The 25,809-nt window shown below is 70.8% G+C and carries 26 protein-coding genes; 16 read left to right on the top strand and 10 right to left on the bottom strand.

Going from position 1 to position 25,809, the window contains the following annotated elements; translation table 11 throughout:
* Positions 1–125: 125 nt before the first annotated feature.
* From rnhA to KU893_RS02135, 3 genes are all read left to right on the top strand, one after another.
* Positions 126–593, top strand: a complete 468-nt coding sequence (rnhA, locus tag KU893_RS02125) for a ribonuclease HI (protein WP_218232663.1) — start codon at positions 126–128, stop codon at positions 591–593.
* Between the two features lie 187 nt (positions 594–780).
* A complete protein-coding gene (locus tag KU893_RS02130) occupies positions 781–4,479 on the top strand; it encodes a multifunctional oxoglutarate decarboxylase/oxoglutarate dehydrogenase thiamine pyrophosphate-binding subunit/dihydrolipoyllysine-residue succinyltransferase subunit (RefSeq protein ID WP_218232664.1) in 3,699 nt (1,232 codons plus the stop codon).
* A complete protein-coding gene (locus tag KU893_RS02135) occupies positions 4,479–4,655 on the top strand; it encodes a DUF6104 family protein (protein ID WP_179650634.1) in 177 nt (58 codons plus the stop codon). Before KU893_RS02130 ends, KU893_RS02135 begins: the two co-directional genes overlap by 1 nt.
* A 77-nt stretch (positions 4,656–4,732) precedes the next feature.
* Here the strand turns inward: KU893_RS02135 and KU893_RS02140 are convergent, their stop codons facing one another.
* Positions 4,733–6,865: an MMPL family transporter gene (locus KU893_RS02140; RefSeq protein ID WP_218232665.1), complete on the bottom strand. Its 2,133-nt coding sequence runs from the start codon at positions 6,863–6,865 to the stop codon at positions 4,733–4,735.
* Positions 6,866–6,945: 80 nt separating this feature from the next.
* Here KU893_RS02140 and KU893_RS02145 point away from each other — a divergent pair, with 80 nt between their 5' ends.
* The 3 genes from KU893_RS02145 to KU893_RS02155 are packed head-to-tail and all read left to right on the top strand — an operon-like array spanning position 6,946 to position 8,886.
* Positions 6,946–7,605, top strand: coding sequence for a TetR/AcrR family transcriptional regulator (locus tag KU893_RS02145; RefSeq protein ID WP_218232666.1), 660 nt, complete (start codon positions 6,946–6,948; stop codon positions 7,603–7,605).
* A 10-nt stretch (positions 7,606–7,615) separates the two neighbouring features.
* On the top strand, positions 7,616–8,284 hold the full coding sequence (locus KU893_RS02150; protein WP_218232667.1) for a hypothetical protein: 669 nt from the start codon (positions 7,616–7,618) through the stop codon (positions 8,282–8,284).
* Positions 8,281–8,886: an acetoacetate decarboxylase family protein gene (locus KU893_RS02155; RefSeq protein ID WP_218232668.1), complete on the top strand. Its 606-nt coding sequence runs from the start codon at positions 8,281–8,283 to the stop codon at positions 8,884–8,886. Before KU893_RS02150 ends, KU893_RS02155 begins: the two co-directional genes overlap by 4 nt.
* A 49-nt stretch (positions 8,887–8,935) precedes the next feature.
* On the opposite strand, the gene KU893_RS02160 is transcribed toward KU893_RS02155, so the two are convergent.
* The 3 genes from KU893_RS02160 to KU893_RS02170 are packed head-to-tail and all read right to left on the bottom strand — an operon-like array spanning position 8,936 to position 11,535.
* On the bottom strand, positions 8,936–9,199 hold the full coding sequence (locus tag KU893_RS02160; RefSeq protein WP_218232669.1) for a hypothetical protein: 264 nt from the start codon (positions 9,197–9,199) through the stop codon (positions 8,936–8,938).
* A gap of 25 nt (positions 9,200–9,224) precedes the next feature.
* Complete coding sequence (locus KU893_RS02165) at positions 9,225–10,367, bottom strand: fatty acid desaturase family protein (protein WP_218232670.1); 1,143 nt, start codon at positions 10,365–10,367, stop codon at positions 9,225–9,227.
* 10 nt (positions 10,368–10,377) lie between these two features.
* On the bottom strand, positions 10,378–11,535 hold the full coding sequence (locus KU893_RS02170; RefSeq protein ID WP_218232671.1) for a ferredoxin reductase: 1,158 nt from the start codon (positions 11,533–11,535) through the stop codon (positions 10,378–10,380).
* Positions 11,536–11,664: 129 nt separating this feature from the next.
* On the opposite strand from KU893_RS02170, the gene KU893_RS02175 reads away from it, so the two are divergent.
* The gene (locus KU893_RS02175; protein WP_218232672.1) at positions 11,665–12,291 is read left to right on the top strand and encodes a TetR family transcriptional regulator; all 627 of its coding nucleotides are present in this window, start codon (positions 11,665–11,667) and stop codon (positions 12,289–12,291) included.
* Between the two features lie 113 nt (positions 12,292–12,404).
* Entirely contained in the window at positions 12,405–13,463 is a 1,059-nt protein-coding gene (locus tag KU893_RS02180) for a polyhydroxyalkanoate synthase family protein (protein WP_218232673.1), read from the top strand.
* Between the two features lie 121 nt (positions 13,464–13,584).
* Here the strand turns inward: KU893_RS02180 and KU893_RS02185 are convergent, their stop codons facing one another.
* The 4 genes from KU893_RS02185 to KU893_RS02200 all read right to left on the bottom strand — a co-directional run bounded on the left by KU893_RS02185 (position 13,585) and on the right by KU893_RS02200 (position 17,919).
* Positions 13,585–15,069, bottom strand: coding sequence for an MDR family MFS transporter (locus KU893_RS02185; RefSeq protein ID WP_218232674.1), 1,485 nt, complete (start codon positions 15,067–15,069; stop codon positions 13,585–13,587).
* A gap of 238 nt (positions 15,070–15,307) precedes the next feature.
* On the bottom strand, positions 15,308–16,282 hold the full coding sequence (locus KU893_RS02190; protein ID WP_218232675.1) for a zinc-binding dehydrogenase: 975 nt from the start codon (positions 16,280–16,282) through the stop codon (positions 15,308–15,310).
* A 21-nt stretch (positions 16,283–16,303) separates the two neighbouring features.
* Positions 16,304–17,419, bottom strand: a complete 1,116-nt coding sequence (locus KU893_RS02195) for an NAD(P)-dependent malic enzyme (RefSeq protein ID WP_218232803.1) — start codon at positions 17,417–17,419, stop codon at positions 16,304–16,306.
* Between the two features lie 176 nt (positions 17,420–17,595).
* Positions 17,596–17,919 carry a S24 family peptidase gene (locus KU893_RS02200; RefSeq protein ID WP_218232676.1) on the bottom strand — a complete coding sequence of 108 codons (324 nt, stop codon included), beginning with the start codon at positions 17,917–17,919 and terminating at the stop codon, positions 17,596–17,598.
* 58 nt (positions 17,920–17,977) lie between these two features.
* Here KU893_RS02200 and sodN point away from each other — a divergent pair, with 58 nt between their 5' ends.
* The 7 genes from sodN (at position 17,978) to KU893_RS02235 (ending at position 23,192) form a co-directional block, all read left to right on the top strand.
* Positions 17,978–18,403: a superoxide dismutase, Ni gene (sodN, locus tag KU893_RS02205; RefSeq protein WP_218232677.1), complete on the top strand. Its 426-nt coding sequence runs from the start codon at positions 17,978–17,980 to the stop codon at positions 18,401–18,403.
* Positions 18,404–18,621: 218 nt separating this feature from the next.
* Positions 18,622–19,437: a hypothetical protein gene (locus tag KU893_RS02210; RefSeq protein WP_218232678.1), complete on the top strand. Its 816-nt coding sequence runs from the start codon at positions 18,622–18,624 to the stop codon at positions 19,435–19,437.
* A 184-nt stretch (positions 19,438–19,621) separates the two neighbouring features.
* A complete protein-coding gene (locus KU893_RS02215; protein ID WP_218232679.1) occupies positions 19,622–20,176 on the top strand; it encodes a hypothetical protein in 555 nt (184 codons plus the stop codon).
* Between the two features lie 200 nt (positions 20,177–20,376).
* Positions 20,377–20,940: a hypothetical protein gene (locus KU893_RS02220; protein WP_218232680.1), complete on the top strand. Its 564-nt coding sequence runs from the start codon at positions 20,377–20,379 to the stop codon at positions 20,938–20,940.
* Positions 20,941–21,039: 99 nt separating this feature from the next.
* Positions 21,040–21,462 (top strand): ATP-binding protein, encoded by a 423-nt coding sequence (locus KU893_RS02225; protein WP_218232681.1) that lies wholly within the window; start codon positions 21,040–21,042, stop codon positions 21,460–21,462.
* The gene (locus KU893_RS02230; RefSeq protein ID WP_218232682.1) at positions 21,459–22,277 is read left to right on the top strand and encodes an RNA polymerase sigma factor SigF; all 819 of its coding nucleotides are present in this window, start codon (positions 21,459–21,461) and stop codon (positions 22,275–22,277) included. Before KU893_RS02225 ends, KU893_RS02230 begins: the two co-directional genes overlap by 4 nt.
* A gap of 147 nt (positions 22,278–22,424) precedes the next feature.
* Positions 22,425–23,192: a hypothetical protein gene (locus KU893_RS02235; protein ID WP_218232683.1), complete on the top strand. Its 768-nt coding sequence runs from the start codon at positions 22,425–22,427 to the stop codon at positions 23,190–23,192.
* Between the two features lie 88 nt (positions 23,193–23,280).
* On the opposite strand, the gene KU893_RS02240 is transcribed toward KU893_RS02235, so the two are convergent.
* Positions 23,281–23,706: a hypothetical protein gene (locus KU893_RS02240; RefSeq protein ID WP_218232684.1), complete on the bottom strand. Its 426-nt coding sequence runs from the start codon at positions 23,704–23,706 to the stop codon at positions 23,281–23,283.
* Positions 23,707–23,915: 209 nt separating this feature from the next.
* Here KU893_RS02240 and KU893_RS02245 point away from each other — a divergent pair, with 209 nt between their 5' ends.
* Positions 23,916–24,170, top strand: a complete 255-nt coding sequence (locus KU893_RS02245; protein ID WP_038678054.1) for a WhiB family transcriptional regulator — start codon at positions 23,916–23,918, stop codon at positions 24,168–24,170.
* Positions 24,171–24,233: 63 nt separating this feature from the next.
* Here the strand turns inward: KU893_RS02245 and KU893_RS02250 are convergent, their stop codons facing one another.
* A complete protein-coding gene (locus tag KU893_RS02250; RefSeq protein ID WP_218232685.1) occupies positions 24,234–25,712 on the bottom strand; it encodes a sensor histidine kinase in 1,479 nt (492 codons plus the stop codon).
* Positions 25,713–25,809 lie beyond the last annotated feature (97 nt).

The following is a 25,809-nucleotide window of genomic DNA, read 5'->3' on the forward strand; positions in this document are numbered from 1 at the left end:
CGCGACCGAGGCACGAGGTCGCGACGCGCGTATCGAGACCATCGTGAGGCGTCTCGATACGCCGCTTCGCTCGTTCCTCGCTCCGCGGCTACTCGACGAACAAGACGTCGCTACGCTCTTCCCCCGTGCCGACCGATTCGACCTCCCGCGTCTCCATCCACACCGACGGCGCCTGCCTGGGCAACCCGGGGCCGGGCGGCTGGGGTGCGCTGCTGAGGTACGGCCGGCACGAGAAGGAGCTGTACGGCGGCGAGCCGGCCACGACCAACAACCGGATGGAGCTGATGGCGGCCATCCAGGCCCTGGAGTTCCTCAACCGGCCCTCCGCCGTCGACCTGCACACCGACAGCAGCTACGTCCGCAACGGGATCTTGTCCTGGGTGGCGAAGTGGAAGGCCAACGGCTGGCGCACGGCCGCGAAGGCACCGGTGAAGAACGAGGACCTGTGGCGGCGCCTCGACGTCGCCGCGGCCGCCCACGAGGTGGCCTGGCACTGGGTCAAGGGGCACGCCGGCGACCCCGGCAACGAGCGCGCGGACGCCCTTGCCGGGCGGGGTGCCCGCGAGGCCCGTGACGGCGTCACGACCGCCTGAGCAGCACAGGACGAGAACACGTTCCACAGGCGGGAATCGCCGCTTGTGTGTCGGTTGCGCAACACCCGGTCGCAAAGGGTGACCACAGGGCGGTATTTGCTTCCCCGGGGGACTAGCCTTGTCGGTCGACAGCCACCCGCTATCGGCGGCGGGTGCGTCCAGCTCATCGGAAGAGGCGAAGCACGTCGTGACGCAGTCGTCAGACCAGTCCACCGGATCTCCCGTTCCCGAGGACTTCGGAGCCAACGAGTGGCTCGTGGAGGAGATGAAGGAACGGTTCGAGGCCGATCCGAACAGCGTCGATCCCGCTTGGGCGACGTTCTTCAGGAACGACAGCAGCAACGGGACGACGACCGCGACTGCCACTGCTCCCGCCCCGGCCGCCGCCGCGGCGCCCGCCGCTCCCGCCGCGGCACCGACCCCGAAGGCCACCCCGGCCCCCCAGGTGAGCCCCGCCTCCTCGACGACGCCGACGCCGCCGAAGGCCGACTCCCCCGCCCCGACGCCGAAGGACGCCCCGCGTCCGGCGCCGGTCACGGCCAGCGACGAGCCCACCCTCACGGTGCTGCGCGGCATCCCGGCCGCCACCGCGAAGAACATGGACATCTCGCTGTCGGTACCGACGGCGACCTCGGTGCGCAACATCCCGGTCAAGCTGCTCTGGGACAACCGGATCGTCATCAACAGCCACCTCAAGCGCGCCCGCGGCGGCAAGGTGTCGTTCACCCACCTGATCGGCTACGCGATCGTCAAGGCGATCAAGGCGCTGCCGGCGATGAACAACACCTACGACGAGATCGACGGCAAGCCGACCATGGTGACGCCGGCCCACATCAACCTGGGCCTGGCCATCGACCAGCAGAAGAAGGACGGCACCCGCCAGCTCGTCGCGCCCAGCATCAAGGCGTGCGAGGCGATGGACTTCGCGCAGTTCTGGACGGCGTACGAGGACATCGTGCGCAAGGCCAAGGACAACAAGCTGACGATGGAGGACTACTCCGGCACGACCGTCAGCCTCACCAACGTCGGCGGCCTCGGCACCAACAACTCGGTGCCCCGCCTCATGCAGGGCCAGGCCGCCATCATCGGCGTGGGCTCGATGGACTACCCGCCGGAGTTCCAGGGCGCGTCCGAGGACACCATCGCGCGCAACGCGATCTCGCGGATCATGACGATGACCTCGACCTACGACCACCGCGTCATCCAGGGCGCGCAGTCGGGCGAGTTCCTCGGCCAGGTGCACAAGTACCTGCTCGGCCAGGACGGCTTCTACGACGAGATCTTCCGCGCGCTGCGGATCCCCTACGAGCCGATCCGCTGGAACGCCGACATCGCGACGTCCCACGACGACCAGATCGACAAGCAGGCCCGGATCCTCGAGCTGATCCACGCCTACCGCGTGCGCGGCCACCTGATGGCCGACACCGACCCGCTGGAGTACAAGCAGCGCAGCCACCCCGACCTGCGCATCGAGTCGCACGGCCTGACCCTGTGGGACCTCGAGCGGGAGTTCCCGACCGGGTCCTTCGGCGGACGCGACCGGCGCTTCATGAAGCTGCGCGACATCCTCGGCATCCTGCGCGACTCGTACTGCCGCACCACCGGCATCGAGTACATGCACATCATGGATCCCGAGCAACGCCGCTGGATCCAGGAGCGGGTCGAGCAGCCCCACACCAAGCCGCCCCGCGAGGAGCAGCTCCGGATCCTGCTGAAGCTCAACCAGGCCGAGGCGTTCGAGACGTTCCTGCAGACCAAGTTCGTCGGCCAGAAGCGGTTCTCGCTCGAGGGCGGCGAGACCACCGTCCCCGTCGTCGACGAGATCGCCGAGGCCGCCGCCCAGGCGGGCCTGGTCGAGGTCGCGATCGGCATGGCCCACCGCGGCCGTCTCAACATGCTGGCCAACATCGTCGGCAAGTCCTACAACCAGATCTTCCGCGAGTTCGAGGGCAACATCGACCCGCGCACCGTGCAGGGGTCGGGCGACGTGAAGTACCACCTGGGTGCCGAGGGCACCTTCGTGGCGGGCACCGGCGAGACCATCGCCGTCTCGATCGCGGCGAACCCGTCGCACCTCGAGACGGTCGACCCGGTGCTCGAGGGCATCGCCCGCGCCAAGCAGGACGTCCTCGACCGTGGCGCCGAGTTCCCGGTGCTGCCGATGCTCATCCACGGCGACGCCGCCTTCGCCGGCCAGGGTGTCGTGGCCGAGACGCTCAACCTCTCCCAGCTGCGCGGCTACCGCACCGGCGGCACGATCCACGTCGTCATCAACAACCAGGTCGGGTTCACCACCTCCCCCGGCTCGTCGCGCTCGACGCTCTACTGCACCGACGTGGCCCGGATGGTGCAGGCGCCGATCTTCCACGTCAACGGCGACGACCCGGAGGCGTGCATCCGCGTGGCGCGGCTCGCGTTCGAGTACCGCCAGGCGTTCAACAGCGACGTCGTCATCGACCTCGTCTGCTACCGCCGCCGCGGGCACAACGAGGGCGACGACCCGTCGTACACCCAGCCGCTGATGTACGACCTGATCGAGCAGAAGCGCTCGGTCCGCAAGCTCTACACGGAGTCCCTCATCGGTCGTGGCGACATCACGATCGAGGAGGCCGAGCAGGTCCTGCGCGACTACCAGCAGCAGCTGGAGCGGGTGTTCACCGAGGTCCGCGAGGCGACCGCCGCGCCGTCCGAGTGGACCACGGTCCCGGACTACCCGGACAAGCCGGTCGGCGAGACCCAGACCGCCGTGACGCCGGAGGTCCTCAAGCGGATCGCCGACGCCTACGTCACGCCGCCGGACGGCTTCACCGTCCACCCGAAGGTGATGCCCCAGCTCCAGCGCCGCGCGGCCGCGATCGCCGACGGCCCGATCGACTGGGGCACCGGCGAGATCCTCGCCTTCGGCTCGCTGCTGATGGACGGCCGCCCGGTGCGCCTGGCCGGCCAGGACTCGCGCCGCGGCACCTTCGTGCAGCGGTTCGCGACGATCATCGACCGGGTCAACGCCGACGAGTGGACGCCGCTGGCCAACCTCACCGAGGACCAGGCCAAGTTCTTCGTCTACGACAGCCTGCTCTCGGAGTACGCCGCCCTCGGCTTCGAGTACGGCTACTCGGTGGCGCGCCCCGACGCGCTGGTCCTGTGGGAGGCCCAGTTCGGCGACTTCGTCAACGGCGCCCAGTCGGTCATCGACGAGTACATCTCGGCCGGCAAGACCAAGTGGGGCCAGGACTCCGGTGTCGTGCTGCTGCTGCCGCACGGCTACGAGGGCCAGGGCGCCGACCACTCGTCGGCCCGCATCGAGCGGTTCCTCGCGCTGTGCGCCGACGACGCCATGGTCGTCGCCCAGCCGTCGACGCCCGCGTCGTACTTCCACCTGCTGCGCCGGCACTCGCTCGGCGGTGAGCACAAGCCGCTCATCGTCTTCACCCCGAAGTCGATGCTCAAGCGCAAGGAGGCCGCGTCGGTCCCCGCCGACTTCACCTCCGGCGAGTTCCGCCCGGTGATCGGCGACGCGACGGCCGACCCGGCGAAGGTGAAGACCGTGCTGCTCGTCTCGGGCCGCCTCACCTGGGACCTCATGGTCGAGCGCCGCAAGTCCGAGCGCGACGACGTGGCGATCCTGCGTGTCGAGCAGCTCTACCCGTGGCCGACCGAGCAGGTGCGGGCCGAGCTCGACAAGTACCCGAACGCCACCGTGAAGTGGGTCCAGGACGAGCCCTACAACCAGGGTCCGTGGCCGTCGTTCTACCTCAACGTGGTCCCGCAGCTGGGCCGGGCGATCCAGCCGGTCACCCGCGCCGCGTCCTCGACCACCGCGGTCGGTACGGCGAAGCGCCACCAGGAGGAGGCCAAGGTCCTCATCGGCGAAGCGTTCGGCGCCTGATGTACTTCACCGACCGCGGGATCGAGGAGCTCGAGCAGCGCCGGGGCGACGAGGAGGTCACCTTGGCCTGGCTCGGCGAGCGGCTGCAGGAGTTCGTCGACACCCACCCGGAGTTCGAGGTCGCCGTCGAGCGGTTCGCCACCTGGCTGGCCCGCCTCGACGACCCCGAGGACTGAACCAGGACCGATCACGTACGACGAGGGCCCGGCGGATCTCCGCCGGGCCCTCGCCCCGTTCCGGCGACCGTGGGAGGTCAGCCGACCGGAACCGGATCCGGACTCGTCTCGGGTGCGGCCTCCGAGAGCCCGACCCGGCGGTGCAGCGCCCGTAGCGGGCCGGGTGCCCACCAGGACCGCTCCCCCAGCAGCCGGATGCTGGCCGGGAGCAGGACGCCGCGGACCAGGGTCGCGTCGATCAGGATGGCCAACCCGGTGCCGAGCCCGAAGAACTGGATGAAGCTGACCGAGCTGACCAGGAAGGCGAAGAAGCTGATCGCGATCAGGGCCGCCGCGGTGCTGACGATCCGGCCGGTGTGGGCCAGTCCGTGCACCAGCGCCTCGTCGTTGGACAGCCCACGCTCGCGCATCTCCTTGATCCGGCTCATCACGAAGACCTCGTAGTCCATCGACAGCCCGAAGGCGACGCAGAACAGCAGCACCATCATCGAGCTGTCCATCGGTTGCGGGGTGAACCCGAGCGCCCCGGACAGGTGGCCGTCCTGGAACACCCAGACCATCGCGCCCAGGGTGGCACCGAGGCCGACGGCGTTGAGCGCCAGGGCCCGCAGCGGCTGGACGACGCTGCCGGTGAACAGGAACAGGATCACCGCCGTCGTGAGCACCAGCCAGGCGGCGACGAGCGGCAGCCGGTCGCCGATCCCGCTCATCTGGTCGTGCAGCTCCGCGCTCGCGCCGCCCACGAGGGCCTCGGTCCCCGCCGGTGCGGGCACGGATCGGACGTCGCCGACCAGAGCGCGCGCGGCGTCGGACATCGGGTCGAGCCCGGTGACCACCGAGACCAGGTCGGCGCCGCGGCCGGGCTGCGTGTCGACCCGGATCACGCCGGGCAGCTCCCGCAGCCTCACGGCGTACGACGCCAGCTCGGCCTCGGGCACCGTCGAGGTCGTGACGACCTGGATCGGGTGGGTGCCGTCACCGGCGAAGGCCGAGCGCAGCACGTCACCGGCCTGGCGGCTGGAGGCGCTGGTGGGCAGCACCCGGTCGTCCGGCGTCCCGAGCTCGATGCCGGCCAGCGGGAACGCCATCACGAGCAGGCCGGCCAGCACGGGCACCGCGGTGAGCAGCGGTCGCCGGGCGACGAGACGGGCGAGCCGCGCCCAGGCCGGCGCCTCCTCGCCCCGGATGCCGCGGACCCACGGGACCGGCCAGGCATCGATCCGGTCGCCGAGCAGGCTGAGCCCGGCGGGGAGCACGACCACGGCGGCGAAGGCGGTGATCAGCATGACGCCGATGCCGGCGTAGGCGAAGGAGCGCAGGAAGTACATCGGGAAGACCAGGAGTGCGGCCAGCGCCACCGCGACCGTGGTCGCGCTGAAGGCGATGGTCCGGCCGGCGGTCTCCACCGCGCGTCGTACGGCGGCCTGGTGGGCGCGTCCGGCGGCGCGTTCCTCGCGGACCCGAGCCACCATCAGCAGGCCGTAGTCGACGGCGAGGCCGAGCCCCAGGCCGGTGGTGAGGTTGACGGCGTAGATCGAGACGTCCGTCGCCGAGCCGAGGATCGACAGCTCGGCGAAGGTGCCGACGATGGCGGCGACGCCGACGGCGAGCGTGACGAGGGCGCCGACGACGTTGCCGAAGGCCAGGACGAGCAGGACCAGGATGAGCGGGATGGCGATGCTCTCGGCGAGGCCGAGGTCCTGGCCGATCTGGGCGCCGATCTCCTCTCCGACCACGTCGGCACCGGCGACGTCGACAAAGACGGGGCCGTCACTGCCGGCGTACGCGTCGAGCACGGCCCCCGGGTCGGCCTCCTGGCCGGGCGCGACGGACGCGGTCACGAGGGCGTAGCGGCCGTCGGTCGAGCGCATCGGGCCCGCCCGGCCGTCGAAGTAGGACACGACATCGCACAGCGCCGGGTCCGAGCGCAACCGCTCGGTCAGCGCGCCGCCCGCCGCGGTCGCGGCCGGGGCGTCCACGTCGCCGTCCGCGGCCTCGACGACGAACACGTAGTCGGCCCCGCCGGCGAACCGCTCCTCGAGCAGCGCCGCGGCGCGGCTGCTCTCCGAGTCGGGGTCGTCGAAGCCGGCCGTCTGCAGCTTGCCGAAGGCGCCGACGCCGACGACCGCGGCGAGCACCACGCCGAGCAGGCCGAGGGCGAGCACCGTGCGCGCCCGCCTGGTCACCCAGCCACCGATCCAGCTGAACATCGCGCCCTCCAATGTGTGCGACCGTAAACTTTGTAGCCGTTAACTTGGCACGGATGTTTGCGGGTGTCAACATGTTCCTCGTGACCACCTCGACCCCGGCCGACGGCAAGCGGGGCTACCACCACGGCGACCTGCGCAACGCGCTCGCCCGCGCTGCCGCGCACCTCGCCGCGACCGGCGGCCCCGACGCGGTCACCATCCGCGGCGCCGCGCGCGAGGTCGGCGTCACCCCGACCGCCGCCTACCGGCACTTCGAGAACCAGGCCGAGCTGCTCGGGGCCGCACGCTCGCTCGCGATGGACGGGATGGTCGCCGCGATGGCCGACTACCTCGAGCAGGTCCCCACCGACGGCGACCCCGTCCAGCGCGCCCTCGAGCGGCTGAGGTCCACCGGACGCGGCTACATCCGGTTCGCGATCGAGGAGCCGGGCGTGTTCCGGACCTGCTTCACCGGCGGCCTGCGCGACGAGGGCGGCGCGGACGGGATGGGCGAACCCGCTCCCTACCTGCTGCTCGGCGAGATGCTCGACCAGCTCGTCGCGGTGGGCTACCTCGCTCCCGAGGACCGCCCCGACGCCGAGGCCGGCCCGTGGGCAGCGGTCCACGGACTGGCGATGCTGCTCATCGACGGCCCGCTGTCCGAGCTGGGCAAGCAGGAGCAGGACGTCGCGATCGCCCGCACCCTCGACATGGTCAGCCGCGGACTGGCGACCGGCCCGCAGGGACGTCGTACCCACTAGTCTCACGCCCGTGAGCGAGGAGCTGATCGACCACGCGGCCTGGGGCGAGCGGTTCTTCGCGACCGCCGTGACCGCCGAACGGGTGCTGGCCGGCGTCAACGTGCTGGCCGGACGCCCGATCGACGTCGGGCCGCTGGGCGTGGGGCCCGGCCGGATCGCCAAGGTGACCGCGACGGGCACGATCGGCACCGCCACCGGCGAGCGGATCGGGGCCGACCCGGTGTCGTTCCAGGTCGACCTGCCGGTCGCCTTGAGGTTCACCGTCGACCTCGGCATGGACAAGCAGCGCTTCGACGCCGAGATCACCGTGCCGCTGGTGATCACCGCCCACGGCCGCGCGGACCTGGCGATCGTGCTGGACGTGACGCCGCCGCGCTCGGCGCAGGTCGTCGTCCGGCTCAGGGCGCAGGGGCTGCGCGCCTCGCTGACCAGCAGGGCCGCCAACGTCGAGGGCGAGCTGCGCCGGTTCGTGGCACGCTACGTCGCCAAGGAGCTCGAGAAGCCCTACGTCCGCAGCGCCACGACCATCGACGTCCGCGCCGCCGTCGAGAAGGCGGCCGCCGGCCTCGGACCGCGCGACGACAGCGCGATGGCCCACGAGCTGACCGACGAGCTGCCGGCCGCGATCGAGGCCGAGCTCGCCCACACCGCCCAGCTGCTCTTGGAGGACGACGAATGAACGCCTATCCCCCGGCCCCGTGGCACATGCACGGATCGCTGTGGCTCTCCGTGTTCCGGCTCGCCCGGGACGTCGACGTCCACCACCCCGCCGGCACGTACGGCGTCGCGCTGGTCTCCTACGAGGAGCCGAGCCCGCTGACCTACCACGAGCTGCTACTCGCCCGGACGGTCAAGAACCGTGCGGGCAAGGGCGCGGTGACCATCACTGACATCTGGGTGGACTCCCCGGCCTCGCAGGCCGGCGGCCGCGCGCTGTGGGCGATCCCCAAGGAGCTGTGCGACTTCGACCTCGACACCAGCTTCCGCGGCCCGGTCACCTCGACCGACTGGTCGGCCAGCGTCGAGCGGCGACCGATCGTCGAGGCCAGCTTCACCGACGTGTCGCGCGCCGCGATCCGGATGCCGTTCACCGGCCTGGTCGAGCAGCCCGGCATCCCCGAGCACCCGGAGACGGCCGATGTGGTGATGAAGGGCAACGCCAAGGCACTGCCGTGCCGCGGCCGGTGGAGCTTCGCCGCCGACGGGCCCCTGGGGTTCATGCGCGAGGCCCGTCAGCTGGGCTCGTTCCGGATGGCGGGCTTCCGGCTCGCGTTCGACTGACCTGGCTCGCCTCCCGACGTCGCACCCGACGAACGGGCTGCGGAACGGGCTAGTCCACAGCCGGTTCGTCAGGTGCATCGATCGAACCGGGCCCCGCGGCCGCCTCACTGTGCTCGGCGAGCGCGCGCTGCGAGGAGTCCTTGATCTCGAAGATCTCGGTGGCGAAGCCGCCGACAGCGGCGGCGACCTCGCCGACAGCGCGGGTCACGATGCTCGCGACCTCGCCGACGGTCTGGGCCGCGGCCTCGGCGCCTGCCTGGAGCGCGTCCTTGGTGATCTCGGCCCTGCTGAGGTGGTCGCGTCCGTCGCTCATGTCCGTCAGTCTCCCCCGCAGGACCTCAGGCTGCCAACGAGTCATCGGTCACGGCATCCGGGCCGCGGACCGGCGCGACCCGGGCCTCCCCGCCCGGCAGCGAGTAGCGGCAGATCTTCTTGAAGACGCTCCACAGCTGCTGGTGCAGGCGACCGGTGTTGTACGGCAGGCCGTAGCGCTCGCAGATCTCCTGGACCTCGACGGCCAGCTCCGGGTAGCGGCGGGCCGGCAGGTCGGGGAACAGGTGGTGCTCGATCTGGTGCGAGAGGTTGCCGCTCATCAGGTGCAGGAGCCTGCTGCCCTTGATGTTGGCCGAGCCGAGCATCTGCCGCAGGTACCAGTGGCCACGGGTCTCGTTCTCGGTCTCCTCCTCGGAGAACGACGCGACGCCGGCCGGGAAGTGCCCGCAGAAGATGATGTTGAACGCCCACACGTTGCGGACCAGGTTGGCCGCGACATTGCCGGCGAAGGTCAGCGGGAACAGGGGGCCGGTGAGCGCCGGGAACAGGACGTAGTCCTTGAGCGCCTGCCGCCGGATCTTCCTGAGCAGGCCCGGGTAGAGCGGCTTGTTGTCGGCGAGCTTCCGCTGACCGGACACGATGTTCTCGACCTCGAGGTCGTGCAGGGCGACGCCCCACTCGAAGAAGGTCATCAGGAGGAACGCGTAGAGCGGGTTGCCGAGGTAGTAGGGGTGCCACTTCTGCTCGGGGTCCATCCGCAGGATGCCGTAGCCCACGTCGCGGTCCTTGCCCACGATGTTCGTGAACGTGTGGTGGATGTAGTTGTGCGAGTACTTCCACTGCTCCCCGGGGCACACCGTGTCCCAGTCGAACATCCGCGAGTTGAACGCCGGGTCGCCCAAGAAGTCGTACTGGCCGTGCATGACGTTGTGCCCGATCTCCATGTTGTCGAGGATCTTCGACACGCTCAGGCAGGCGACGGCGGGCAGCCAGCCGATCACGGGCAGGTAGAACAGGGCACGGCCGGCGACCTCCATGCTGCGCTGGGTCTTGACGACCTTGCGCAGGTACGCCGCGTCCGCCTCGCCGAGGTCGGCGATGACGCGCTGGCGCAGGGCGTCGAGCTCGGTGCCGAGCCGCTCGATCTCCTCGGCGGTCAGGCCGTGGTACTTCTCGTCGGCCGGGGCGGCCGTCGTGTCGATGCTCATGGTGATCTCCTCAGAGGTCGATGTGGCAGTCACCGGCAGCGGCAGTGACGCAGATGCGGATCTCCTCGTCCGGCAGGGAGGACTCCTCGCCGGTGAGGATGTTGCGAACGGTGCCCGCGGTCTTGGTGCGGGTGCAGGAGAAGCAGATGCCCATCCGGCAGCCGAACTCCGGCTGCAGGCCGATCTCCTCGGCCTGCTCCAGCAGGCTCGCGCCGGAGGCGGCGACGGTCGCGCCGGAGCGGGTGAAGGCGATCTCGCCCTCGACCTGCTCCCCGGGCTGGGCCGCCCGGGCGACGGCCGGCTTGAAGAACTCCATCCGCAGGCGCGGGTTGGGCTCGCCGTCGTCGTACGCCGCCTTGACCAGCTCGACCAGGCCCGGCGGACCGCAGAGCCAGGTGTCGGTGTCCCGGTAGTCCGGCACCAGGCGCCGCAGCTCGAACTCGCTGAACAGCTGGTCGCCGTGGCGCAGGTGGACGTCGACGCCGTTGTCGGCGGCGGCGATCTCAGCCAGCTCGGTCGCGAAGATCTGGTCCTCGGGGCTGCGCGCGAAGTGCAGGAAGGTCACCCGGCGACCCGCGTGCCCGTCGTACCCGTCCCGGAGGAGGGTGCGCAGCATCGACATGGCCGGGGTGATGCCGGAGCCGCCGGTGATGAACAGCAGCCGGCTGATCGTCGGCGTGGCCGGGCTCTCGACGAGCGTGAACTCGCCCTGCGCCTGGCTCAGGTGCAGCAGGGTGCCGGGCTGCGCCTCGCGGACGAGGTACGACGACACCTGGCCCTCGTCGTGGGCGCGGATCGTGAGGGTGAACTGCTCCCCCGGCGCCGAGGCGGCCGAGGAGATCGAGAACGCCCGGGTGTGCCGCTTGGCCGAGCCGGGCAGCTCGACTCCGACGAGCACGTGCTGTCCGGCGCGGTGGCCGCGCCAGGTGCTGGTGGGCTGGAGGGTCAGGGTGGCGACGGGCGCGTTGCCGCCCGCGTCGGGAGTCTCGTGGTGGACGGACACGACGCGAGCGCGCACCTCGTGCGCGGCCCACATCGGGTTGAACCGCTCGAGGTACCGGTCGACGCCGTGCGGCGTGGCCAGCGCCGCGGCGAGCCGCGAGCGCAGGAGCCGCTGGACCACGTGACCGGCGCGGCCGGGACCCGGCGGAGAGATGAGCGCGGACATCGCGCCTCCTTCGGTGACGGGAATTTCGGTGTACATCCGTACACCGAAACTCTCTCCCGCTCGCACGGAAGCGGTCAACCGGCCCACCGCGTGACAGTGCACACATGTTCACTCACGTAGACTGTGGCCATGGCACAGACCCGCGTCGAGCAGAAGGAGCGGACGCGCCGCGCCATCCTCGACGCGGCCCTCGCACTGTCCGAGGACTCCACCCTGGTGGCCCTGTCCCTGCGCCAGGTCGCCAAGGAGGTCGGCATCGTGCCGACGGCCTTCTACCGGCACTTCCCGTCGATCGAGGACCTCGGGCTGGCGCTGGTCGCGGAGTCGCTCGACACCCTGCGCACGCTGCTGCGCGAACTGCGTCGTACGGCGGGCGAGGACGCCGGCACCATCATCGACGGCTCGGTCGCCGTGCTCGTCGAGCAGGTCCGCCAGGATCACGCCCACTACGCCTTCATCGCGCGCGAGCGGTTCGCCGGTCCGGCCGGGGTGCGCGAGGCGATCGCCCGCGGCATCGAGCTGGCCGAACGCGAGCTGGCCACCGACATCGCCCACCTGCCCGGCGCCGACACCTGGACCGAGCGCGACCTGCAGGTGCTCTCCGAGCTCATCGTCGGCTCCATGGTCACCACGGCCGAGCGCCTGCTCGGCACCGCCCCCGGCTCCGCAGCCGAGGAGCGGGTCGCCGAGGCCGCCCGCACCCAGCTGCGGATGATGCTCGTCGGCGCCCGCAACTGGCGCTCCCGCACGACCTGAACCACGAGCCGGGGCCGCGCGCCACCGTGCGCTGCGGGCGAGCCCGGCCGCCCGGGCGTCACGCTCGTCACGTTCGGTGGACGCCCGGCGAGCCCGGCAGGGACCATGGCGCGGTGCCGACCGCGACCGACCTCCTGAGCACCGCCGCCCGCAACGCCTGGGCCATCTCGCCCCTCGGCGACGGCGTCGAGCAGTACGACGGCCTGCCGGCCACCGTGCTCTCCGACGCGCCGCACCGACGGCTCGTCCGCTTCGACCGGACCACGGCCGCCCGCGCCCCACGCCCGGTACTGCTCGTCCCACCGCTGGCGGTCTCGGCCCGCTGCTTCGACCTGCGCCCCGGGCAGAGCCTGGCCGCCCACCTGCTCGAGGCCGGCCGGGCGACGTACCTCGTCGACTACGGGCGGATCACCTTCGCCGACCGCGGCATGGGGTTCGAGGCCTGGATCGACGACATCCTCCCGACCGCGATCCACGCGGTGCTCGCCGACCACGCGGCCGGCGGCGACCAGGTCGACGGCGTCGACCTGGTCGGCTGGTCGCTCGGCGGCACGATGAGCCTGCTCACCGCCGCGGCACACCCCGACCTGCCGATCGCGTCGCTGACCGCCTTCGGCACACCGATCGACTACGCGCAGATCCCGGCGATCCAACCGCTCGTCGTGGCCGACCGGCTGCTCGGCACCCGGGCCGTCACCGCACCCACCGCGGCCCTCGGCGGCGTGCCCCGCCACCTGGTGCGGGCCAGCTACCGGGCGATGGCGCCGAAGCGCGAGCTGACCAAGGCCGTGCACCTGGCGAAGAACATCCTGGACACCGAGGCGCTCGCCCGTACCAGCGCCGTCGACGAGTTCATCGGCGAGATGCCGGGCTATCCCGGCCGCGCCTACCACCAGATCCACACCCGGCTGATGGTCCGCAACGAGCTCGCATCCGGCACCGTCCGGCTCAGCCGCAAGCGTGAGGTCCGGCTGGCCGACGTACGCACGCCGGTGCTGTTCGTCGGCAGCGAGACCGACAACATCGCCGACGGCCCGGCCGTGCGGGCCGGCGTCGACGTCGTCCCCGGCGCCCGGTACGCCGCCGCCGACGGCCTCAGTCACCTCGGCCTGGTCGCCGGCCCGAAGGCGGCCGAGGTCAGCTGGCCGCTGCTCGACGCGTTCCTGGACTGAAGCACACGGGCCCCACCGGTCACACGGCAGACGCAGTTCATGCGCTGGTCAGGGGTTGCAACCCCTGACCAGCGCATGGATCCCCGGACATCCGGGGATCCATGCACCTGCGACCGGCCGGTCAGTGCCCGCCGTGCGCACCCGCCGGCAGGTTCGACTTCGACGGCAGCAGCAGCGACATCGCGATCACCACGAGGCCGATCACCGCGCCTGCGAAGAACGCCCACTGCAGGCCGCCCATGAAGGCGTCGGCCGGGGAGCTGCCGGACTCGGCGAGGCTCTCGGTGCGGTTGGTCATGATCACGACCAGCAGCGCCGTACCGATCGCGCCGGCGACCTGCTGGAGCGTGCCGAGTAGGGAGCTGCCGTGCGAGTACAGGTGCGGCGCGAGGTCGCCCAGGCCGATGGTGAAGACCGGCGTGAAGATGGTGGCCAGGCTGGCCATCAGCGCGACGTGCAGGGCGACGAGCAGGAGGTACGGCGTCTCGACGCCGATCCGGCTCAGCGCGAACAGCAGCGCGACCATCACGGCCGAGCCGGGGATGACCAGCGGGCGGGCGCCGATCCGGTCGAAGACCTTGCCGACCTGTGGGCCGAGCAGACCCATGGTCAGGCCACCGGGCATGACCAGCAGGCCGGTCTGCAGCTCGCTGAGGCCGCGCAGGTTCTGGAAGTAGAGCGGCAGCAGCAGCATCGAGCCGAGGAAGGCCATGAAGCCGGCCGACATCAGGATCAGCGACACCGTGAAGTTGCGGACCTTCAGGGTGCGCAGGTCCATCAGCGGGCGGTCCGAGCGCTGCAGGAAGAGCTGGTAGGCGGCGAAGGCGCCGATCAGCACGACACCCGCACCGATGAGCAGCGCCGGCTCGGGCCAGTCCGCCTTGCCGACCTTGCTCAGACCGAACACGAAGGTGCTGAAGCCCGACGCGGCCAGCACGACGCTGAGCCAGCTGATCGGGCTGCGGTTGGTCTCGCCGACGTTCTCGAGCTGACGGAAGCCGAAGAAGCCCACCAGCACGGCGATCGGGAGGACCACCATGAAGATCAGCCGCCACGAGCCGAAGTGGAGCAGCACGCCGGAGACCGCCGGACCGAGCGCCGGGGCGCAGGACATGGCGAGGGTGACCTGACCCATCACGCGACCACGGTCCTCGGCGGCCACGACCGTCATCAGGGTCGTCATGAGCAGCGGCATCATGACCGCCGTACCGCCGGCCTGGACCATCCGGCCGACGAGCAGCAGGCCGAAGGTCGGGGCGGCCGCCGCGATCAGGGTGCCGATGCTGAACGTGATCATCGCGGTGGCGTACGCCGTGCGGGTGGTCACGCGCTGGAGGAACCAGCCCGTCACCGGGATGACCGCGGCCATGGTCAGCATGAACACCGTCAGCGACCACTGGGCGGTCGTCTCGGTGATGCGGAAGTCGGCCATCAGCCGCGGGACCGCGTTGACGAGCGTCGTCTCGTTGAGGATCACGACGAAGGTGGCCGCGACCAGGAGCTTGATGACGAGCGGCGTGCGCCCCGGGGTCGCCGGGGCACGCGTGAGCTCCTGCTCGAGCGCGGCGAGGTCGCCGGTCTCAGCGGGTCCGGAGGGCGCAGTCATGACAGGTCCTATCGGTTGGGTGGCAGGGTCCGGCGGTGGCCGGTCCCATGACGCCGGGCGGCTCGGGCCGGCCGTCGCTTCACAAGTACGACGAACCGGGCCTCACCAGATCGACATGGCGAACCGAGGAGATTCATCGGTCTGCCTCGTCGGGGCGCTGACAGGAGTCAATCGTCCCCCACCGACAGCCATTCCCGCCAATGGTTAAAAAGGTCTCACCAGAGCCTGGGGAGGCCGGTCAGCGGGTGAAGACGACCTTCCCGAAGACGTCGCCGGTCGCCATCGCGGCGAACCCCTCGCGCGCCTCGGTCATCGGCAGCACCCGGTCGATGACCGGCCGCACGCCGGTGCTGTCGAGCAGGTTGACCAGTGCAGCCAGCTCGCCCCGGGTGCCCATGGTGGAGCCGATGACACTGAGCTGGAGGAAGAAGATCCGGGTCAGCTCGGCGTCGTCCAGGTTCGGACCCGAGGTGGTGCCGGAGATGACGATCTTGCCGCCCGGGCGCAGCGCGCGGATGGAGTGCGACCAGGTCGCGCGCCCGACGGTCTCCATCACGGCGTCGACCTTCTCGGGCAGCCGGGCACCGGACTCGAACACCTCGTGCGCGCCGAGCTCGAGCGCCTTGGCCCGCTTGGCCTCGTCGCGGCTGGTGGCGAGCACCCGCAGGCCACCGGCCCGGGCGAGCGCGATCAGGGCCGTGGCGACGCCGCCGCCGGCGCCCTGCACCAGCACGGTGTCACCAGCCTTGAGCCCACCTTGGGTGAACAGCATCCGGTACGCCGTCAGCCAGGCGGTCGGCAGGCAGGCGGCCTCCTCGAAGGACATCGAGGCGGGCTTCGGCACCACGTTGCGCCGCGGCACGACCACCTTGTCGGCGAAGGTGCCCTGATGCCGCTCGGAGAGCAGCGAGCGGCGCGGGTCGAAGGTCTCGTCACCGGACCAGTCGGGGTCGGACACCACGGCGTGCACGACGACCTCGTTGCCGTCCTCGTCGTACCCCGCCGCGTCGCAGCCCAGGATCATCGGCAGCGCCTCGGCCTTGAGGCCCACTCCGCGCAGCGACCACAGGTCGTGGTGGTTGAGCGAGGCCGCCTTGACCGTGACCGTGGTCCAGCCGTCGGGGACGACCGGGTCGGGGCGCTCCCCGACGACGAGGCCCTTCAGCGGGTCTTCGGAGGAGCTGGCGAACGAGTCGGCGTAGACGGCGAACATGCGTCCGACGCTATCCGGCGATCAGATCCGGGCGACACCGTCTCGGCGTGCGGCGTCCGCCACAGCGGCGGCCACCGCCGGGCCGACCCGCGGGTCGAACGGCGACGGGATGACCAGGTCCTCGGACAGGTCCTCGCCCACCAGCGCGGCGAGCGCGTCGGCCGCGGCGACCTTCATCCCCTCGGTGATCGCGCTGGCGTGGACGTCGAACGCACCGCGGAAGATGCCGGGGAAGGCCAGCACGTTGTTGATCTGGTTGGGGAAGTCGGAGCGACCGGTCGCGACCACCCGCGCGTGGCGGTGCGCGACGTCAGGGTGCACCTCCGGGTTGGGGTTGGCCATCGCGAAGATGATCGCGTCGTCGGCCATGGTGGCGACGACCTCCTCGGGCACGGTGCCGCCGGAGACACCGATGTAGACGTCGGCGCCGTCGAAGGCGTCGGCCAGCGTGCCGCGACGACCGCACTGGTCGGCGGTGAGCTCGGCGAGCGCCTTCTTGGCCGAGGTCAGGTCGGTGCGGTCGGAGCTGACGACACCCTTGCGGTCGGTGACCGCGATGTCCTTGATGCCCGCGGCGAGCAGGATCTTCGCGATCGCCACGCCCGCCGCACCGGCACCCGAGATCACCACCCGGGTCGACTCGGGCGTGCGGCCGGTGAGCTTGAGGGCGTTGGACAGGGCCGCGAGGGTCACGACCGCGGTGCCGTGCTGGTCGTCGTGGAAGACGGGGATGTCGAGGGCCTCCTTGAGGCGGTCCTCGATCTCGAAGCAGCGCGGCGCCGAGATGTCCTCGAGGTTGATGCCGCCGAAGCTGGGCGCGAGCCGGACGACGGTCTCGATGATCTCCTCGACGTCGGTGGTCGCCAGGCAGATCGGGATGCCGTCGACGCCGCCGAACTGCTTGAACAGGACCGCCTTGCCCTCCATCACCGGCATGGCCGCTGCCGGGCCGATGTCACCGAGGCCGAGGACCGCGGTGCCGTCGGTGACGATCGCGACGGTGTTGGGGACCCAGGTGTAGTGCCGGGTCATCTCCGGATCGGCGGCGATCGCCTCGCACACCTCGGCAACGCCGGGGGTGTAGGCCAGCGAGAGCTGGTCACGGGTGCTGACATCGGCCGTCGGTACGGTCGCCATCTTCCCGCCGAGGTGCAGATCGAAGACCGGCTCACCCGCGTGCGGGTGGGAGGGAAGAACGTCGTCAGCCACGATTCCCCATCCTTTCACACCGACCGCCCGGGCAACGGAGGTGTCCGCATGGGACAGGTCACAGCGGCCGGCCGGTTCACAGCCGCCGGCTCACCACGCTCGCTTCACAACGGGCGGGGCCACGGCCACAACCGGGCCCGTACGACGCCCGCGACATCAGCGTCCGGCACGACACCCCGGTGCCGCGAGTCCACGCCGACGCCCGCGTTGTCGCTCAGCAGCCACCAGCCGCTCCCCCGCCGCTCGGCAGCCCGCTTCACGGCCAGGGTGCCGTCGGCGAAGCGCGCGACGACGATCCGCCCGGGGCGCGCGCGGGCGCCGTACAGGACGAGCAGGCGCTGCCCGGGGCGCAACGCGGGCCTCATGGAGTCTCCACGCACGACCGCGATGCCGACCCTGCGTCGACCTGTCGTTGCCGCCTGCCCCATGCCGAGTAGTGTCGCAGCCAGCAAGTCCCTGCCCGCCTGAACCTCTGAGAGGACCGACATGTTCTCCCGCATCACCGCGAACATCCGTGCCGCCTTCACGGCCCCCACTGTCGACGTCTCCGCCCACTGCGACCTGCCGTGCGGTGTGTACGACCCCGCCCAGGCCCGCATCGAGGCCGAGTCCATCAAGGCCGTCATCGCCAAGGCGCTCGACAGCGACGACCCGGACTTCCGTACCCGCGCCATCCTGATCAAGGAGCAGCGCTCGGAGCTCGTCAAGCACCACCTGTGGGTGCTGTGGACCGACTACTTCAAGCCCCCGCACTTCGAGGCCTACCCGCAGCTGCACACGCTGGTCAACGAGGCCACCAAGCTGGCCGGCGCCGCCGGCACCAAGGGCACCCTCGACGCGGCCAAGGCCGACGAGCTGCTCGCGAAGATCGACGAGATCGCCGAGATCTTCTGGGCCACGAAGAAGGCCTGATCCGAACGGACTAGTCATCCCGGGCCGATGTGCCCACCCCCCACAGGCCGCACGTCCATTTCGGGCGTGCGGCCTGTGTTTCATGTCCCACGAAACTCGACGGTCCCTTAGCGTGACACCGAGTCGGGCAAGTCGTTGTCTGCACTGAGATATCCATCCCCCCGGCCAGGGAGCACAGGGTCGGCGGGGACCCACACCATCCGGAGGGAGAAGACGCGATGCATCGCGCCCTTTTCAAGATGTTCCTCGGCCTGGCGGTTGCGCTCGGCCTGACCTTCACGACGGCATCCGTCGCGTCGGCCACGCCCGTGGCAGCCGCGGCACAGGCCGCGCCGAACTGCACCACCCAGCAGACGACGTACAACAGCGCCAACGGCAACTACAACGCCGCCAACGCCTACGTCGCGGCCGCTGACGCGAAGGTCAAGAAGCTCAAGAAGAAGCTCAAGAAGGCCAAGAAGCACCACGCGCCGGTCAAGAAGGTCAAGAAGCTCAAGAAGAAGCTCAAGAAGGCCAAGAAGGCCCGCGCCGCCGGCATCGCCTACCGCGACCAGGCCGCCGCCCAGCGCAACAGCGCCACCGTCGCCCTGACGACCTGCTGGCGGCAGTCCGCCCCGACCAGCACGGCCAGCCCGATCCAGTCCCTGTGCGACGCGATCCCGGAGCTGCAGCCGGTCTGTGACGCTCTCGGCAACCTGCCGGGCGTCGGTGGCGCGGGCGCGTCCTTCGACACGCTGTGCACCGCGGTCCCGCAGATGCAGCCGCTGTGCGACGCGATCAGCGGCGGCGGTCTCACCGACCCCGCGCAGCTGGCGGGCCTCGTCGACATCCTCAAGTCGACCCTGACCAGCCTGGGCCTGGGCGCCGTCGTCGACGCGCTCGCGCCGGTGCTCGACCTGGTGGACACGCTCCTCGGCCTGCTGGCCGGCGGCATCCCGTCGGGTGACCTGCCGAGCCTTCCCGGTCTCCCGGGCCTGCCGACCGGCAGCGACAACCCGCTGTGCGCCATCCTCCCGCTTCCGGGCGTGTGCTGATCGCAGCCAGCTGAACAAGCAGTGACCGAGACCCCGGGGGCATCCGCCCCCGGGGTCTTCTGCGTCAGGGCTCACCAAATGCCCTAGGGTGACCCCCGAACCGGGTGTCCCATGCACCCGGCACCACGACCGGTCGTCGCGGAGGGACACGACGACGACCGGCACACCCGAGGGAGGAACCGGCATGCACCGTGCCCTGTTCAAGATGATCATCGGCGTCGCCGTCGCACTCGGCCTGACGCTCGCCGCCGCCCCCGTGGCCTCCGCCGCTCCGGCGGCCCCGGCCGAGCGCGCGGTCAGCTGCAGCGTCCAGTACACCGCCGCCCAGGGTGCCCAGAGCACTCGCGCGGCAGCGGACGCGAAGGCCGCCAAGCTGGCCAAGAAGGTCAAGAAGCTCAAGAAGAAGGCCAAGAAGGCGCACGGCGCCCAGGCCCTGAAGCTGAAGAAGAAGGCCAAGAAGACCCGCAAGCACCTGCGCAAGGCCCGGGCGTTCAGCGCCCAGGCCACCACCGCCGCGACGGCCACCGCTTCGGCGTACGCCGCCTGCCAGCGTGGTACACAGACCCCGATCCCGAGCCAGGTTCCCGAGAACACGAGCCCGCTCGACTTCCTCGGCGACATCTTGGACATGCTCGGGGTCGGTGCCCTCGTCGACCTGCTGGGCCTGGACCTGGTCGTCGACATGCTGGGCCTGCGCCCGCTGCTCGAGGCCCTCGGCCTCGGCGCGATCCTGGACTGACCGCCGGGCGTGCGTCGAGCACGCCGGCTGGACACGCCGAGCAGGGCCCCGGGACATCGTCCCGGGGCCCTGTGCGTTGCCCCACCACCACGTGTTCTAGGGTGACCCCCGAGCCGGGCATCCCATGCGCCCGGCCGCATTCTCGGCCGCCGCCAATGGGGGGCGTGCGGCAGCCGACTTCACCTGAGGGAGAAACCGGCATGAATCGTGCCCTGCTCAAGCTGATCCTCGGCCTCGCCGTGGCGCTCGGCCTCACGCTGTCCACTGCTCCGGTCGCCTCGGCGGCTCCGTCGGCCGCCCCGGTCGAGCGTGCCGTCAGCTGCACCGTCCAGAAGACCGCGGCCGAGAGCGCCAAGGCGAACCACGCCGCCGCGGACGCGCGCGTCGCCAAGCTGAAGAAGAAGATCACCAAGCTCAAGAAGCGGATCAAGAAGGCCCACCGCGCCCACCAGCCTGCCAAGGTCGCGAAGCTGAAGAAGAAGCTGAAGAACAAGCGGGTCAAGATCCGCCAGGCCCGCATCTTCCGGGCCAAGGCGGAGACCGTCGCCACGGCCACGAGTGCCGCGTTCACCTCGTGCCAGCAGGGCCAGGTCGCCCCGATCGTCATCCCGGACAACCAGAACCTGCTGGACCACGTCGGCGAGCTGCTCGCCAGCATCGGGCTCGGCGACCTGGTGCGGGCCCTCGGCCTCGACGCCGTGCTCGACCTGCTCGACCAGATGGGTCTGCTCGACCTGCTGGGCCTGGGTGCCCTGCGCGGCTGATCCCGCACCACCCGTCCGACGGCCGTGTCCTTCGAGGGCACGGCCGTTGGCGTAGGGTCGTGCCGACCTGATTCCCACGCGACCCCGGAGGATTGCGGCATGTCGGAGACGAGCAGCCCTGCTGTCGGCGGTACGACGGCCGACAGCCGACCCGACGAGGTCGAGCTGCGGTTGCCCGCGGACGGCGCCTACGCCTCTGTCCTGCGGACCCTGACCGCCGGGCTCGCCGCCCGCCTCGACTTCACCCTCGACGACATCGAGGACCTGCGGATCGCCGTCTCGGAGGCCGCCGCGATGGTGCTCGACGAGGCGGACGACGACGCCGTCCTCGAGTGCCGTTTCCAGCTGGGCACCAGCGAGCTGGCGCTCACGATCGCCGCCGACGCCCAGGCCCCCACCGCCCCCGACTACGAGAGCTTCGGATGGCAGGTGCTGGCGACCCTCGCCGATGAGGCGGCCATCGACGCCGTCGCCGGCCGCTACTCCGTGCGCCTCCTCGTTCGGTCGTCCCTGGCGTCATGACCACCGACCTCTCTCGGGGCGGCGGCCAGCGTGGGACGCCGACGAACATCGAGCTCACCCGTCAGCGCAGCGCCGAGCTCTTCACGCAGCTGCGCGACGAGCACGCCTCCCAGGCCGCCCGCGACACCGCCCGCGACGCCCTGGTCCACCTCCACCTGCCTCTCGTCGAGCACTGCGCCCGGCGCTTCCGCAACCGCGGGGAGCCCTACGAGGACCTGGTCCAGGTCGGCACGATCGGCCTGATCAAGTCCGTCGACCGGTTCGACACCGAACGCGGGGTCGAGTTCTCGACGTACGCGACGCCGACGATCATCGGCGAGATCAAGCGCTACTTCCGCGACAAGGGGTGGGCGATCCGGGTGCCGCGGCGGCTCCAGGAGCTGCGGATGCAGATCAGCGCCAGCACCGCGGAGCTGACCCAGAGCCTGGGCCGCTCCCCCACACCGCGTGAGCTCGCCGAGGCGATCGGCTGCTCCGTCGAGGAGATCGTCGAGGGCCTCGAGTCGAGCAATGCCTACTCGACGCTCTCGCTGGACGCCACCGACGACGACTCCGACGGCGGCAGCGGCCAGAGCATGCTCGACGCGATGGGCGTCGACGACGAGGCGCTCGAGCACGTCGAGATCCGGGAGTCGGTCAAGCCGCTGCTGGAGAACCTGCCGCCGCGGGAGAAGAAGATCCTGCTGCTGCGGTTCTTCAAGAACATGACGCAGTCGCAGATCGCCGAGGAGATCGGCGTCTCCCAGATGCACGTCTCCCGGCTGCTGAGCCGGACCCTGGCCCAGCTGCGCGAGTCGCTCGAGTCGGAGGCCTGAGCAGCTCCCCGAGCAGGGATGCCCGCGATTCTGGCGAGGACGACGTTTGCCGCGGGAGGGCGCGGGAAGTACCCCATGCGTCTCATCTCTTGACCGATCCCAGAGACCTCGTCATGCGGGTCGGTCTCATCTCGAAGGAGCTCCTCCATGCGCAGGCTCGTCTCCGCTGGCGTCGTCGCGATCACCTCGCTCGCCCTCGCCACGCCGGCCCTGACGTCCACCGCCCACGCCACCCCCGGCACCGCCGACCGCGCGGCCGCCTCCACCACCGTGGCGGCCAAGGCGATGGCGAAGAAGTTCAAGATCAAGAAGTCCGCTCCCGGCGTGCAGCCCGGGATCAGCAAGCTGGTGCTCACCGCCAAGGTCCAGGGCCGCGGCAAGGTGAAGTTCACGATCACCGGCGACAACGGCGCCGTCGTCAGCCAGAAGGCCAAGGTCAAGAAGGGCAAGGCCAAGCTCCTCGTGCCCGCGCTCGGCACCGGCCACTACTCCGTGAAGGCCGGCTTCAAGGGCCGCAAGGGCAAGACCAAGTTCGAGGTCTACGACTCGGCTCTCTCCCTCAGCACCACGTCGTTGACCTGCTCGATCAGCAACTACAAGAACCGCACGGCACTCACCGGCACGGTCAAGTACAAGGGTGCCCCGGCCACCGGCGGGTACGTCGACATCTACCGCAACGGCAACGCGGTCGGCGGCTCGCAGTCGCCGGACTACCTGACGATGGCGAGCGTCCGCGCTCCGTACGGTGCCTTCGACTTCAGCACCGGTGTCTGCAGCCGCGTCATCTCGGGAACTTCGAAGATGGCGCCGGCCACCGCCGGCCAGACGATCACGTTCCAGGCGTACTACACCAAGGACGCGGGCTTCGACGACTACTTCTCGTCGAACGTCATCACGGTGAACGTCGTCGCCTGACCACCCGGCACCGCACGGGCGGCCCGGCTCCCTCTCGGGGGTGCCGGGCCGTCGGCGTTCGACCGCCGAGCCTCGTGAGATCCCAAGGCTAGGCGTCCTCGTCGTCGGGCCGATCCTCCAGAGCGGCGATCGTGTCGCGGTGGACGACCCCGGCCACCACGACGACCGCGACCGCGGCCAGGCCGAGCGCGACGAGCACGTGCTCGCGCAGGTTCCAGGCCAGGCCGAGCACGATCAGCTGGGTGATCAGCACCGGGCCCCGCGCCCAGCCGTGCCGGCGCCACAGCGCCAGGGCGGCGCCGATCAGCACGGCGCCGTACACCGCGAAGAAGACGGCCGTCGACAGCCCGAAACCGAGCCGGTCCGAGGAGACGTTGGCCAGCTCGAGCACCGCCAGGACGAGGAGCACGAACCCCTGGACAGCGGCCACCGAGGCCGCGACGGTCAACGGCGGCGGCACGGTCGAGGCACTCGCGTCCGGCTCGTCCGGGTGGTCGTTCGGCCCTTCGGTCACGGGCGCAGCCTAGGCGGCGGGGTCGACGAGGAGCCGCAGCGGGGGGCCAACCTCCGGTTGTGACCCAACAGACCACCCGAATCCCTTGATTCGTGACGCAATCCTTGGAAACCTTGCACGAGCGATCGTGAAGCCGTTCACTTTTGCGGGTTCACGCGTGCCCATAGGGGGGCACCACCGGCAGTGGAAAGTAGAGGGCATCCTCACCCATGGATTGGCGACACCGTTCCGCATGCCTCGACGAGGATCCGGAGCTGTTCTTCCCGATCGGCAACACCGGCCCGGCGATCCTCCAGATCGAGGAAGCCAAGGCGGTGTGCCGTCGCTGCGACGTGCGCGAGCAGTGCCTCGCCTGGGCGCTCGAGGCGGGGCAGGACCATGGTGTCTGGGGAGGCTTGAGCGAGGACGAGCGTCGCGCGCTCAAGCGCCGCAACGCCCGGGCCCGCGTCCGCACCCCCGTCTGACGCCTCGGCCACTCGGCCGAGGCCCCGGCCCGCGCCGTCGACGGGCAGCGAGCCTCGGTCTCCCTACTCGATCGGGATGCTGAAGCCTGCCCGAGTACCACCGTCCGGGGCGTGCCCCAGCGTCAGGTGTCCACCGAGCTCGGACTCGACCAGCGTACGCACGATCGAGAGCCCCAGGCTGGTCGCGGTGTCGATGTCGAAGTCCTCGGGCAGGCCCCGGCCGTCGTCCTCGACCGCGACCTCGAGCACGGCACCGTGCCGGACGGCGTGGATCAGGATCTGACCGGAGCCGCCGGCGTCGTAGCCGTGCTCGGCGGCGTTCTGCAGCAGCTCCATCACCACCATCGCGAGCGGCGTGGCGATCTCCGAGGGGAGCACCCCGAAGCTGCCCTCGCGGCGCACCCCGACCTGGGCGGTGGTCGAGCCGACGTCGACGACGAGCCGGGCGAGCCGGTCCGCGATGTCGTCGAACTCCACGGTCTCCTCGACGGCCTGGCTCAGCGTCTCGTGGACGATCGCGATCGAGCCGACCCGGCGCACCGCCTCCTCGAGCGCCGACGCGGCCTCGGGTGAGCCGATCCGGCGGGCCTGGAGGCGCAGCAGCGCGGCGACGGTCTGCAGGTTGTTCTTCACCCGGTGGTGGATCTCGCGGATGGTGGCGTCCTTGGTGACCAGCTCGCGGTCGCGGCGACGCAGGTCGGTGACGTCGCGCAGCAGGATGATCGCGCCGATGTGCTCGCCCTTGGGGCGCAACGGGATCGACCGCACGATCAGCGCGGCGCCGTCGCCGGGGCCGCCCGAGGCGCCGAGCTCGGTGTCGCGGTGCGCGCGACCGCCGAGGACGGCGCTGAGCGTCTCCTCGTCGGGGCGCTTCTTCGGCGGGACCAGCTCGCGGGTCAGGTCGGGCAGCCGGTGGCCGGTGAGGTCACCGGTCAGACCGAGCTTGCGGTACGTCGACAGCGCGTTGGGACTCGCATAGATCACCCGGCCGTCGGCGTCGACCCGGAGGAAGCCGTCACCGACCCGTGGGGAGTCGGCGTGGTCGCTGCGCTGCGCGGTGGACGGGAACAGGCCCGCCGCGATCATCTGGGACAGGTCGGTGGCGGCCTGCAGGTAGTTGATCTCCAGCAGGCTGGGGGTCCGTACGCCGAGCAGGTTGGTGTTGCGGCTGATCACCGCGATCACCTTGCCGGCCCGACGCACCGGGATCGCCTCGACCCGGACCGGCACGTCGTCGCGCCACTCGGGGTCGCCCTCGCGCGCGATCCGGCCGAGCTCGAAGGCGGCGTCGACCAGCGCCCGCCGCCCGGTCGGCGCGAAGGTGCCGACGATGTCGTCGACGTACGCCGTCGGGCCGGTGGTGGGACGCATCTGGTCCCCCGCCCAGAACCCGGCTCCGCCCCGGTCGGGCAACCACAGGACCAGGTCGGCGAAGGAGAGGTCGGCGATGACCTGCCAGTCGGCCTGGATCAGCTGGAGCCAGGCGATGTCGGCGTCGTCGAGGTCGGTGTGACGCCGGGCGATCGCGGACAGGGAAGGCACGAGCACAACTTAGGGCACGTCCCCACTTAGGGCGCCTTCAGATTGTTTGGCAGGATAGGGAGCAGGGGGAACAAGGCTCGGCTGCTCCGGAGGGTGT

The organism is Nocardioides daeguensis (assembly GCF_019192965.1).
Lineage (GTDB): Bacteria > Actinomycetota > Actinomycetes > Propionibacteriales > Nocardioidaceae > Nocardioides > Nocardioides daeguensis.